The sequence below is a fragment of the Streptomyces flavidovirens DSM 40150 genome (assembly GCF_000429085.1).
GTDB classification, from domain to species: domain Bacteria; phylum Actinomycetota; class Actinomycetes; order Streptomycetales; family Streptomycetaceae; genus Streptomyces; species Streptomyces flavidovirens.
The window spans coordinates 1-13,328 of the sequence record NZ_AUBE01000003.1; the positions used below are offsets into that span (position 1 = coordinate 1).

The 13,328-nt window shown below is 68.1% G+C and carries 5 protein-coding genes and 1 pseudogene; 5 read left to right on the forward strand and 1 reads right to left on the reverse strand.

What is annotated here, in order from left to right; all coding sequences use genetic code 11:
• Positions 1–980: 980 nt before the first annotated feature.
• Positions 981–1,532 carry a Uma2 family endonuclease gene (locus G412_RS0105255; protein ID WP_028811138.1) on the forward strand — a complete coding sequence of 184 codons (552 nt, stop codon included), beginning with the start codon at positions 981–983 and terminating at the stop codon, positions 1,530–1,532.
• 428 nt (positions 1,533–1,960) lie between these two features.
• Here G412_RS0105255 and G412_RS37735 read toward each other — a convergent pair.
• Positions 1,961–2,677, reverse strand: a pseudogene (locus tag G412_RS37735) (IS5 family transposase).
• 844 nt (positions 2,678–3,521) lie between these two features.
• Between G412_RS37735 and G412_RS0105265 the strand changes: the two are divergent.
• From G412_RS0105265 to G412_RS0105280, 4 genes are all read left to right on the forward strand, one after another.
• On the forward strand, positions 3,522–3,758 hold the full coding sequence (locus G412_RS0105265; RefSeq protein ID WP_157839062.1) for a hypothetical protein: 237 nt from the start codon (positions 3,522–3,524) through the stop codon (positions 3,756–3,758).
• 415 nt (positions 3,759–4,173) lie between these two features.
• Positions 4,174–7,452 carry a DUF6603 domain-containing protein gene (locus tag G412_RS0105270; RefSeq protein ID WP_051338157.1) on the forward strand — a complete coding sequence of 1,093 codons (3,279 nt, stop codon included), beginning with the start codon at positions 4,174–4,176 and terminating at the stop codon, positions 7,450–7,452.
• Between the two features lie 6 nt (positions 7,453–7,458).
• Entirely contained in the window at positions 7,459–9,687 is a 2,229-nt protein-coding gene (locus G412_RS33415; RefSeq protein ID WP_051338158.1) for a hypothetical protein, read from the forward strand.
• Complete coding sequence (locus G412_RS0105280; RefSeq protein ID WP_028811142.1) at positions 9,687–13,328, forward strand: hypothetical protein; 3,642 nt, start codon at positions 9,687–9,689, stop codon at positions 13,326–13,328. Before G412_RS33415 ends, G412_RS0105280 begins: the two co-directional genes overlap by 1 nt.

Consider the following 13,328-nt stretch of genomic DNA (forward strand, 5'->3'; position numbering starts at 1 on the left):
TCACGAACTCCGGCAACATGGCGGACAGTCAGCTCGCTACACTCGAAAACAAGCCTTTGACCAGCGGCAATAGCAAAGTGCAACTGGAGTACTAGCAACGTGAGGTGTCTACGTAACGTAACTGCACGCAGTGCGCGAACATGAGCCAGGGCGTGGGGGGTCCATGGCAATCTACGCAGTGGTTCGGGGACGCTGGCGAGCAGAGTCCTCCTAGACTCTGCGGATGCGGTGGGAGTGCGGGGCACAGAGGAAGTGGTGCGGCGAACGCCGAACGGTTCCCGATCGAGCAGGATCGAGGAGGATGCAGCCGGATGGAAACGGGTAGATATGTCCGATCCTTCGGCATCTTCGCAGGTGGGACGCGTCACTGAACTGGGTTCGAGTCCCACCCGCCCCACCAAAGAAAAACGTTCTGACCTGCGGAAACGTCCCTGCAGGGGTATTTTCTCGTGTGGCGATTGCTTCTCGTTGGTGCGAGGAAACGGGCGCCACTGCTCCGCCTGGCCGCGGCCCTGCCCTTCTTGACCTGGGCGTTTACAGGGAACGTGGGAGTGGAGCCACGACGATGATCCCACGGCCCCCACCTGTGACACGCCGCACACCATGCCGGTTTTTCTGCGTCCTTGTCGACCCCCTTGTCCGGCTGGTAGCTGGGGCCGCTCGTGATGACCTGGTGGCTACACCCAACCTCGAGGGCGAGGTCCACAGCGGCACCGGCGGAGAGATCCAAGGGGGCGGGGGGCTTGCGGAAAATGAAGAAGCCTTCACCGGTGTTCCTAGAAGCATCTGAGTTCGGGTATAGACACGGGGTCATCGGCTGGCGGCTCCAGGACCCGCTCGGTGTCCAGGAGGCTGTAACCGGTGAGAAGCGCCCCGCCTCGTCGCTCGCTCGGCGGGGGACCACGCCCACGCAGGCCGCGAGACGTCCGCGGCTGACGCGTGCCGATCGTATTCTGGGAGGCGACGGGAAGGAGCCGCTGATGAGCGTCGAGGCGATCATGCACACCGAGTTCCCCGAGGGATACACGGTCTTCTTCGGTGCCGACGGGAAGGTGATCATGACTCCGCAGAGCCTGGAGCACTCCAGCACGATCCGCTCTATGCAGATCGACACGCTCGCTCTGGGACGTCAGGCGAAGGTGACCTCCGATGTGTACATCGACTTCCCGGCCGACGAAAATTCCGCCCCCGATCTCGCGATCCTGCGCGAGGACGCGCAGAAGCAGGGCAAGCGCTACAGGTTCGAGGACGTCCTGCTGATCGCGGAGGTGGTGTCCCTCTCCTCGGCACGCAAGGACTACGACGACTGCACCGCCAAGTACGGCCGCTACGGGATCCCCGTCTACCTGGTGGTGGACCCGTACGCGGCGGAAGTCGTCGTCCACACCCAGCCCACCGGAACCGGCTACATCGCAGCGCACACGCACAAGTACGGCACCGGCAAGCTCCCCATCGATCTGGCCGACGGGCGCACCTTCACACTCGACCTGGACGAGTTGCCCCGGCCCGAGCCGGAGACCAGCGCGCGCTGACGAGCCGGCTGCTGGTGGCCGGGAACAAGCTGGCGTGTCATGGGCTGTCCCTCCGGCGGGCCAAAGCGATGGCGCATCCGAGTGCGTGCCATAGCTGGCACAGTAGACCGACCCGGCTCGAAGGCTGCGGGGTCAACACCAGATGTCAGCCCGCGCATGCGGGCAGCACCCGCGTGCCCCGAGGGCCGGTGCGATCACTCGCCCGGTATAGACGCCCAAAACGTCACCGTGTGCACGTCGCGGCTGATGTGGCGAAGGGCCCATCGTGTACCGGGAGTCCGCGCCCATCACACCTCATGTCCATGGGTGTGGCCACCAGGTGTCGCAAGTCTGTCTTGCGGCGCAGGGTTGCAGCCATCACTCCGAGGGGGTAGCCACGCCGAACCGAACGCGTCGTAGCCGAGTTCCCTAGGTTCTGTCGTCAAATGTCACGCCCACATCAGGAGTGATGCGAGGGTGACGGCTGCTTCGTAGGGCGGGGCGGTCTTGTCATAGCGGGTGGCGATGCAGCGCCACTGCTGGAAGCGTTTGAAGAGCGTTCCACGACGTTGCGACGCTTGTAGACCTCGCGGTCGAAGGCCGGCGGGCGGCCTCCGCGGCTGCCTCGCCGGGCCCGGTTGCGGGCTTGGTCGCCCGCTCGGGAATCGTGTGCGCGATGCTGCGGCGGCGGAGCCAGGTGCGGATCGCTCTCGAGCTGTAGCCCTTGTCGCCCAGGACATGATCGGGTCGCATCCGGGGTCGCCCCGGCCCCATGCGGGGCACCCGGATCGCCTCCATCACGGCGGTGAACCGGGTGGAGTCGTTGGTGTTGCCGCTCGTCACGACGAAGGCGAGCGGACGGCCCCGGCCGTCACAAGCCAGGTGAACCTTGCTGGTCAGACCACCTCTGGACCGGCCGAGTGCCGGGTCGCGGAGCCCCCTTTTCGGGCTGTCGCCGTGTGCTGGTGAGCCCGGACGATAGAGGAGTCGACCGACACCAGCCACTCGATGTCACCCGCCGCGTCCGCTTTCGCCTGCGCGGCCCGCAGTATCCGGTCGAACGTCCCGTCCGCCGTCCACCGGCGAAAACGCAGCAACGGCCGGACAAACTCCCACTCGGCATCGGACGGTTCATGGCGACGTATCACGACACCATGCTCCACCATGCGAGATCATTTGAAGACGCTGCCTAGAGAGGTCGCTGGGGTAGCCGTCGTGCGCGGTCATGTTTCTTCAGATGTACTGCGGGACCGCCGGGCTGGCGAGCGGTCACAGGGGGTCTGTTCGGGCGTGTTGGAGTGAGACGGGTAGAAATCCGGGTGAGACACGCCTTCGCGGGCGCACGGAAGACGGAGCTCTCACCAGACCCTCCAGCACTAGAGCGGTCCAACGAGTCCCGCAGCACGATGGCGTCGTCCCCGGCGACGCCATTCATTGAATGGAACCCGCAGTGACTGAGGTTAATCTCGAACCGACCGACCCCCATCGAGCTACGAGGCGACGCAGTCAGTTTTCCCGGGCGTGTGGGCAAGTGGTACAGGGGGCGGCGCGCGAAACATTAGCTGCTTTATCCCGCACCCCACTCTGCTGGAGTTCGTGACGCAGTCGGGCGGTCCCCTTCATCTGACAGTTTCCAACACTCGCGGTTACTCTCGTGCCTACGATGCCGCAGGGTTGGAAATGCCCTCTACTTCACGGACGTCGATCTATCGTTTTCGAATCAGGGACCGTGTTTTTGGATCTATGTCGCCGTGAGGGAAAATCCGGGCGCCCCGCAGAGCGGTAACTTGAATGTGTCGTTCAACGTGGCGGGGACCATTTCGAATTCCGGCACGATGTCCATCGTAAGTTAGTCGATAACCCGCCGACCTCTTCCACCCTCGCAAGCGCAGGGCATCCCGCAGACCAGCGATGGCCCATCAACGGGAACGATGAAGTGTGCCGTCGGCGCCGGCCGACCGCCGATGTCCGGCCGGCACCGCGCCGGCCAGCGAACCCACCACCCGACGGATGCTCCAGAACGTCGACGCCGCCCACACCTGCCGCGGCACCGTCGCGTACCTGGTAGAACAGCGTCACGCCGACTACGTCCTGGCGGTCAAGGGCAACCGGGCGGCCCTGCTCGCCCGGGTCCAGGCAGCTCTGCCACCCGCGGTCCCCGAAGCGGAGGAGCACGTCCAAACCGAGCGTTCCCACGGTCGGATCGTCCGCCCGTCGGTTGGACGGCCCCGGCGCCTGATCAACTGACTTTGACGCTGCCCTGGGGGCACATGGCTGAATCCCATAATTCGGCCATTCATTCGGGACGGCGGATCGCGAAGTGGAGCGGACGGCGGGCAGCGGACTCGGTCGTCTACAAATGCGCTGGCCGAATCGATTCTTCGAATGGCCCTTCGGTCAAGTGTCCGCTTTCGGCAGCCCGTAAAATACTCTAAATCCCCTCACGTAAAAGTGCGTTTGACGGAAAAGGGGTGTCCATTTCCAGGTTCCAGGCCGGTGTTTTCCAGACGTAATGGCCGGATGACTGTGCCACGCACACGCTCCGTATTGATGTTTCCGTGAACCTCGCATATTTTATTTTCCGTAACGGCACATAACGGCACAGGGGCCCCGCAGTTCCGCGGGCGCCTCACCCAACCGTGTCCACAGGCAGGGGTCACCCATGGCGCTGACGGTCGACGAACTGGTTGCACTGTTCCCGGCGGGGGGTGCCGGTACGTTCGAGCTCGACACCGGGCGGCTCGGGCTGACCGGCGAGTCCGAGTCCCTGGAGCACCTGCCCAGCGGCATTCTGACCCTCACTGAGGCGACTGCCGACAGCGCCGCTCTGACAGTGACCGGCAAAGTCACTTTGGCCGGTGAGGAGATGCCGGCCAGCGCCCGGTTCTTCGCCACCGGCACGGCGGTCGACGCGCTGCTCTTCGAGGCGAGCCCGGCGACCTGGCTGCTCCAGACCGCCGTCGCCCGCGTCGACCTGTCCGGACTGTCCGGCGGCCGGTCACTGCGGGTCCTGCTGGCCGCCGGACAGTCCGCGGCCACGGCCGGACGGTGCCCCGGCACCGGGCCCTGGGTGGGCTTCCAGCTCGGCGGGGCGGTCGCCGACCCGCTGGAGTTCCGCGCCGAACTGCGCAAGGAGTCCATCGGCACGGCCCAGCCCCTCGACGGACCGCCGCTGCTGATCACCCCGCTGCTCGAAGCCCTCGGCGAGTACGGCGTCGAACTGCCCGGACCGCTGGTCGACTGGCTGGAGCGGGTCCAGCTGCACCAGCATCCGATGGGCAAGATGGACAACCTGATGGTCACCGCCGAAGCGCCGGTGGACCACGGCACCGGAGCGAACCCAGTGGAACTGCTGGTGTTGCGGACCACGGTGCTCGGCCGCACCGGCCAGGACGGCAAAGTCAAGGCCACCACCGTCGCTATGGTCCGGGCCCGCACGGACTGGGACGGTTCCGGGCTGCCGGTAGTCGGACCCATGATCGGCAACGGGCTGCTGTCCCTGCCCGCGCTCCAGATCATGTACGTCTCCGAGAACCTCAGCGCCGAAGACGTCATCAAGATCAACCGGGTCGTCACGGAGTACAACCTCGGCCCGCTCCAGCAGTTGCCGGTGGTGAACGCGGCGGCAGGGGTCCCGCTGGGCAAGAACGTGAGCGCGGCGGTCCACCTCGCGGTCATGGGCAATCCCACCCCGGCACTGGTGATCACCGTCCCGCCGAAGTTCGGACCGGCTCCGGAGAGCCCGGACAAGCCGAAACTCGAATACGAGTTCGTGATCGGCAAGCAGTTCGGGCCGGTCTACCTCTCGTCGATCGTATTCCGCTACGACTTCAAAAAAGGCCTGCTGATCGAGCTCCAGGGCCAGGTCACGATCGGTTCTCTCACCTGGCAGGTCGCCGGACTCGGCTTCTACGTCGGCATGAGCGGCGGCTTCCCGCTGCTGCCCTTCCTGCACGGCATGAACGTTGAAGCCACCGCCGCCGACGGGCTCATCGGCCTCAAGGGCGGACTGCTCAACAAGACACCCGACGACCCCACCCTCGACTTCGAACTCGCCGGACTGATCCTCGTCCAGGCGATGGCGGTCGAACTCGGCGCCCAGGCCGTGTGGGCACGCAGCGTCGAAGGCTGGCACTCAGTCTTCATCTACGGCGAGATCTCCCTCCTCGGCGGCGCCTCAGTCTTCGGCCCGCCACCCTTCACCGTCACCGGCTTCTCCGCCGGATTCGGGATCAACAGCTCCTTCAAGAAGGTCCCCACCGGCGCCGAGATCGCCGAATTCCCTCTGGTGGCAAGGCTGGACGCCGCCCAAGCCCTGCCCGGCCTGCCGGCCCCGACGCCGTACACCCCCGAGGACGCGCTCAAGGCCCTCACCGGGCCCACCGGCTGGATCCGCCCCACCGAGGGCCAGTACTGGATCGCCGCCGGAGTGAAGTTCACCAGCTTCGGCTTCATCGAGACCAAAGCCCTCGCCGTCATCGAACTCGGCGACTCCGTCAAAGCCATGCTGCTCGGCCGCACCTCCGTCAGCCTGCCGCGCACCCTCAACCCGAACGCCCGGGCCATCGCCAAGGTGAACATCGGCCTGAGCCTCGGCTTCAGCTCCGCCGAGCACTGCCTGTCCATGGACGTGGCTCTGCTGCCCGGCAGCTATGTGCTCGATCCATCAATCGAACTCACCGGTGGCATTGCCGTCTACGTCTGGACTGGCGGAGGCCGCGCCGGGGACTTCGCCATCAGCCTCGGCGGCTACCACCCCGCCTTCAACGTCCCCACGCACTACCCCCGACCCAAGCGACTCGGGTTCGTGTGGTCCCCGGCCAGCGACATCACCGTGCGGGCCGAGGCCTACGCCGCGATCACCCCCGCCGCGTTCATGTTCGGCGGGCGCCTGGCCGCCGTCTACGACAAGGGCATCTTCTCCGCGTGGTTCACCGCACACCTCGACGTGCTGGTCCAGTGGAAACCCTTCTACCTCGATGTCCGGCTCGGCATCAGCATCGGCGTCGCGGCCACCATCAAGGTCTGGTTCGTCCGGGTCCGCATCTCCGTCGAGGTCGGCATCGACCTCCACCTGTGGCTGCCGCCCTTCGGGGGCCGGGCCACCGTCAAACTCTGGTTCATCTCCTTCAGCTTCGGTTTCGGCTCCTCCCGCGACAACACCCCCACCGTGGACTGGCCCGAGTTTCGCACCCAGATCCCCGCACCCGTCCGGGTCATCCCCAACGATGGCCTGCTCGCCGACGCCGATCAGGGCGAGATCGCCCGGCGTGCGGCTGCCAAGGAACCGACCCTCGTCTCCTCGGCCGGATTCACCTTCACGACCGAAGCCGGCATCCCCGCCTCGCACCTGTACATCAACGAACGGCTGATCAAGCAGTCCGACGAGGGAACCATCGACATCCGCCCCATGCGGAAAACCGGTGTCACCTCCGCCCACCGGGTCACCATTACCAAGGACGGCACGACCTTCCACCCCACCGACAATCACTGGGTGGTCAAACCGGTCACCGGCACGGTCGCCCCCGGCCTGTGGGGCAAGCCCCTGGCCAAACCCGGTGATGCGCTCGACGGCGACGAACTGCTCGAAAACCGCCTCACCGGACTGAGGATCACCCTCCCCAAGCCGGACTACGGCACCGACACCGGGCCCGTCACCTCAAAGGCGCTTTCGTACGAAGGACTCCCGGAGGGTCGCATGCCCCTGCGCGTGTCCGACCCCGCCGGGCCAGAGCCGCGGGCCGACGACCAGAGCGTCCGGACCATCGTCAACACCGTCGCCGCCCCCACCGTCGAGGCCCGCCGCACCGCCGTGCTCAGCACCCTCGCCCGGCTCGGCGCGGGACCCGGCGCCGATACCGACAGTCCGCTCACCGGCTACGCCGCACTCGCCGGCCGCAGCCTGACCACCCCGCCCCTGACCACCACCGCGACGAGGTGACCGGCCGTGACCGCTGAACCGGATCTGCGCATCCACTTCCTCGACCACCTGATCCCGCGTGCCACCCCCGGCGACTACCGGGTCGTGGTCAAGAACACCCTCAGCGACCCCGGCGGCGAACTGGACGCCCAGGACAAGCTGCTCCCGTCCGAGGAGACCTTCGAGATCAAGGCCGTCCGCTTCGTGCTCAGCGAAGCCTCCGTCCACGCCTACTACCCGCCGCGCGAGAGCACCGGCGCCTACACCAGGACCCTGCCGCACATCACCCTCAGCCGGTCGATCCTGCCCTGGGAACGCAACCTCGCCGGAACCCGCGTCGAGCAGCCCCCGGCCCGCCCGCCCTGGCTCGCCCTGCTCGTCTTCGGCGAGAACGAACTGCCCGACGACCCCGCCGCGTCCGGGGACACCGTGCTGCGCACCGTCGAGGAGCTCCGGAACCCTGCCGAGGCGGGGGTCAAGGGCCCGAACCTGCCGTCCGGCGGCGTCGACGAGGCTGAGGCCCGGAGCAAGTGCCGGACCATCGACGTCCCGGCGGACCTCTTCAACGCGGTCGCCCCGCGCGACGACGAGATGTACTACCTCGCCCACGTCCGCAAGGTCGTCGACGTGAACAAGGCCCGGGCCGACGGCGAAGTCCTCGAAGAAGGGGAGTACGCGGTCGTCAACGCCAACCGCTTCCCCCACAACCCCGGTAACTACGCCGTCCACCTCGTCTCCCTCGAAGGCTTCGAGGGCCGCCTGTCCGGCACCCTGCCCGGCGGCACCACGGCCGTACGCCTGTGCTCGCTGCACAGCTGGAGCTTCACCAGCAGCGAAGGGCCCGCCGCCGACCCAGGAGCGCTGCTGGAGAACCTCGTCGCCCACGGCGCCGAGGATCCCGAAGAGCTCGCCCTGCGTCTGTCGGTCACCGCACCGGTCACCGACGACACCGAGGACGACTACGTCCGCGACCGCCTTGCACTCGGCTACACCGCCGTCCCGCAGCTGACCCTCTCCGGCGAACGCACCTTCGCCTGGTACCGCGGCCCGGCCACCCCGGTCACCGCTTTCGACGTGCCCACCGAGCACAGCCCCGGCCCGCACACCACCTCCGACCACGCGCTCATCTATGAGCCCGAGCACGGGACCTTCGACGTCAGCTATGCCGTCGCCTGGACTCTGGGTCGCACCATCGGCCTGGCCGACCCCGAATACACCACCGCCGTCAGCCGGGCCCGCCGCGAACTCGCCAATCAGGCGACGACGTTGATGGCGCTGGCCGGAGATCCGGCGCGCGCCTCGGTCGACCCGGATGCCCCGCCCGCCCTCGGCGCGCTGCGCGAACTCGCCTCCGCAGGCTTCCGTGAGCGGCTCAGCACCGGGCTCAAGAGCCCCCAGGTCTCGGACGACGCCGGACGCAGGACGCCGCAGCTGAGAGTGACACGTACAGAGTCAAGGTCCGTGCTCGCGGAAGAACGTGCTGTCTCCCTGCTGCGGACCACCGCGGAACGCAACGCCGGGGCCATCGCCACCTGGCAGGCCCGCCTCGGCCTGCTCCAGGGCGTGCCGTTCCACCACCTCGTGCCCGACCCGCGCATGCTGCCCCTGGAATCCCTCCGGATGTTCCGCCTCGACCAGGGCTGGCTGGACGCGCTCGTCGCCGGAGCCGCCGACGTCGGCGTGCACACCTCCGTCGACAGCCGCCTCGCCCCCGAGCTCAACCGGGCCACCGCCCGGTCGGGCAGCGCGAAGCGGGCCGCCGGCGGGCTGCTCATCCACTCCGAACTCATCCCCGCCTGGCCGGATATCAAGGTCAACGCCTACCTCAAGGACGGCACCGTCCTCACCGAACTGCGCCGCGCCAAACCGGACAAGAGGATCCTGCTCGTCCTCTGGGACGGCGTTCCCGACAAGGTCGTCATCCGCGAACCGGGACAGGGTATCCACTACGGCATCGACTCCGGGAACCGCCTCGGCCTGCGCAGCCTGGCCGCCGACCCGCCGATCGGCACCCCACTGGAGACCTACTACCCGGCCACCGGCAGCCTCTTCGACCTCCACCTGCGCTCCGACCCGGACGCCGGACCCGCGGTGCTTCAGATGTTCGGCACGGGCGGCCTGGTGCCCGCCCTGGCCCGGGAGTTCGGGCTCACTGACCTGGATCCCGGACAACTAGCCCTGGAACTCGTCAACGCCCCGCTGGAACAGGAAATCCTCAGCCCCACCGGCACCGCTGCCCGGACGGAGACCGCCTGATGAGCGCCACGGACCTGATCGTCCCCGTCAAGGTGAACGCCCTTGTCGTCAACCGGCTGACCCGCACCGCCGAGACGTTCAACCGGTGGACGCCGAACTTCGACGCCATGATCGAGGAGGGCGCGGGCGCGGAGCCGCCCCCCGGCGTCGGCACCGAGACCATGGGCCCGGACAGCGAAGGCGTCTATGTCCAGTGGCAGTTGCCCGAGGCGCTGGCCAACGGGCACTACGACCAGGCGACGGGGGAGACGACCTTCCCCTTCGTCCCCAACCGCTGGCTGGTCGTGCGCTACAGCACCACAGCGGCGGCGGCGGATCGCAAGGCCGTCGGGTGGATCGTGCAGAGCGACTACCTGGAGAGCCGCCCGGTCCAGGACGCCGACGGCAACGACGTGTACGGCACCAACAAGCACCCGAACCCCGATTCGCCGAACGGCGCTCCGCTGGAGCTGACCTTCCTCGGCCGCCGCCACGACCTCACTCAGGCGCCGTGGACCGAACCACCTGCCCAGAAGCCGCACCTGACCGCGGCCGGGCCCGGACTGCCCGGCTTCGCGGCCTACCAGCCGTACAACAAAGACGTGTTCTCGATCCACGACACCCTTGAGGACCTCAAAGGCGGCCTGGACAACTACCCGCCCGACGCGATGTTGAGCTACTTCGTCGTCGGCTGGTACAGCGACGACGCACTCGACTACCTCAACCGCGCCGCGTCCGTACCCGGCCTGCTCCCGCCGGGCGCGGGCGGGACGGCCGACCTCCTCGAAGCCCTCGGCTGGGACACCCCCGAAGGCACCGCCGCCGACGCCCTGGACCGCACCCTCTACAGCGGCTCGGCGCTGGGAGTCGACTGGCAGCGCGAAGGCGCCACCCATGAGTCCGACAAACCGAGCAACATCGAGCTCAGCGAGATCCTCACGCTGGGCAGCAGCAGCGCCGAAGCCCTCGGCCGGCTGGCCGCCCGCCAGACTCGGTCCGCGCGCACCGGGGACCTCGTACGCTCGCTCTTCCACGGCACCCTCGAAACACTCGACACCGCCGACGGCGAAGAGGACCTCGACACCCTCACCCATCACTCCTGGTTCTCCGGCTCCAACGGCGGCTATGTGTGGAAGGTGACCGCGCGCCCCGTCGAAGGCGACGACGAGCTGCCGCCCCCGCCGCCGGAACCCGGGTGGCTGACCGAACTCAACGATGTCCAACGGCAGTACGACGACCTCACGCCCAGGCTCCGCCGTTCTCAGCAGCGCCTGTGGAACATCTGGTGGCTGCGCAACAAGCCGGTTCCCGCGTTCACCCCTGAGCACCCCGCAGGGTTCGACGCCGCAGCTGATGTCCAGCTCAACGAGAGGGATGCGACGAGTCTGGCCGGGCGGACCAAGGCTTTGCTCGACGAACAATTCGTGCTGTTGAGGCAACTGCCCACCGGTGGCACCCCGGAGGAACTCGCGGCCGACATCGTGGAGTACGCGACCGAACGCGGACTCGACCCGTGCTACCAGCTGGAGCGCACCGCCCGCGAGTCCTACTACCGCCCCGCCGACCCGGTCGTGCTCATCAAGGACACCGGTGCCAAAGAACCCCTCACCCGGGACACACCGCTGCCCTGCCGCCTTCCCGAGGCCCTGATCACCCGGGTCACCGTCGGAGGCAAGACCTACGACCGGCCCACCACTCCGCCCAGCCCGGGACTGGCCGGGCTCCCCGACGCCTGCACCCCGCTGCTCGCCGAGTTCGCCCTCCTGGACCAGGTGGCCCGGGTCCCCGGTGCTCTCGACGCGGCTCTCGCGGACCCTGCCGCCGTCGCCGGGCCCGTCCCCGAGCACACCGCGCCGTGGCGGCAGCCCTGGCTGCCCATGCACCTCGAATACGAACTGAAGTACTGCCCCACGCCCTTCCAGGCCGGCGACACCACCTACTGGACCTTCAACGGCAGCCGCTACGAATGGTCCGGCCGGGGAGCCCAGCCCGGCGGAGGCGAAGCCGACCTGCGTTGGCTCACCTTCAAGAACCGGGCGTTCCTCACCCCGAGCGCGCCGTTCGTCCTGCAGAAGCAGATCGACCGCTACCTCGACACCTACTCCGGCGCTCCCACCGAAGGCCTCCTCGCCCTGCGCGAGGAACTCGGCGACCCCGGAATGCTCTCCCAGGGCCTCGACGGCTTCCACGACTGGCTCGTCCAGCAGGACGGCACCGCCAGGACCACCGTGCACGTCCCCGAGGCCATCGCCAGGCTCGTCGGCGACATCCAGAGCGTCCCGGAAGGCGGCCCGCTCGAACCGCCCGCCGACGACCCCGGAACACCGTTCCAGCCGGTCCGCGCCGGCCAGTTCGCCTTTCACGACCTGCGCATCGTGGACCGCTTCGGCCGCACCTACGACATCGTCAACAGCGGCAACTACGAACAGGTCTCCCTCACCCTCGCGGAGAGCGTTGCCCCCGACAGCGTCCTGCACGAGGACCTCATCGGCACGGCCCGCTTCGTCCAGCTCGGCCCGCGTCTCCTCCAGGGCGCCCGCGTCCGGCTGGAGACCGTACGCGCCGTGGACGGACAGCGGCTCTCGCCGATGGCCCGTGCGGCCACGACGGAAGACCCCCTGGCCGGCTGGCTGCTGCTCAACCACCTCGACCAGACCCTCGTCGTCCACGGTCCCGATGGCGTCTCCCTCGGCGAACTCCGCGTCGTCAAGGACATCGACGGCGCGGACGACAGCGTGTGGCTACCGCTCCCCGGCTCGCCCTATCCCGACGTCGACGCCCAGGAGTTCGAGGACGCCATGCCGCACCTGGCTCGGTTCGTCCGCACCCTGAAGGACAAACCCGCCGCCGCACTCACCGGTCTGCTCGACACCATCGACCAGACCCTCGACACCATCCTGGACGACGCCGCCCAGGAGGACGGTTCTCCGCTGCGGCTCATCGGCCGCCCGCTCGCACTGGTGCGCGCCGATCTGGGCGTCGAGCTCGAAGGGCCGCTGCTGAGCAACCCGAGTTGGGACCAGGTGCTGGGGGAGTCGGAGGAGGAGTACGACGGCTACCGCTGGCCGGTCCGGCTCGGCAACGAGAAGCGGCTCGGCGACGGCCTCATCGGATACTTCGCCGGGGCGACCGGGCCCGACCAGGAGACTTCGTACGAGCTCTTCCACGCGGTCATGCCGGAGGGCGGCGGGGGCTATCTGACCCCGATCGACAAAGGCCACGGCCTGGCCGTGCCCGCGCGCACCCCGGACCAGCCGGTGACGCACCACCTGACGCTGCTGATGGATCCGTACGCGGCGGTGCATGCCACCACGGACATCCTCCCGGTGACCAAGGTCCAGCTGCCCGACGACCTGGTGTCAGAGGCGATGCGGCGGATCCGGGCGTCTTTCCGGCTCGGCCCACTGCTCGCGGCCGAGCGGGTCGACAAGGCCGAGGAAGCCCGGCGGACGCGGGCGGGGGAGGAGCCGACGGAGGCAGGTGTGGTGCTACCGCAGCCCGCGTCGTGGCACGGAGCGTGGAGTTGGGTTGAGCCGCGCGGGTCGGAGACCGAGTGGGTGGAGCTGCCGATCGTTCCGGCTGATTCCGCGGCGCACTTCGGGGATCCGCAGGCGGAGGCCCGGTATGGGTACCTGCTGCTCGACGCGACCGAGATGTCCTGA

Coding starts and splice junctions, on each gene's coding strand:
- G412_RS0105255 (WP_028811138.1), top strand. CDS start 981: ATGAGCGTCGAGGCGATCATGCACACCGAGTTCCCCGAGGGATACACG.
- G412_RS0105265 (WP_157839062.1), top strand. CDS start 3,522: ATGCTCCAGAACGTCGACGCCGCCCACACCTGCCGCGGCACCGTCGCG.
- G412_RS0105270 (WP_051338157.1), top strand. CDS start 4,174: ATGGCGCTGACGGTCGACGAACTGGTTGCACTGTTCCCGGCGGGGGGT.
- G412_RS0105280 (WP_028811142.1), top strand. CDS start 9,687: ATGAGCGCCACGGACCTGATCGTCCCCGTCAAGGTGAACGCCCTTGTC.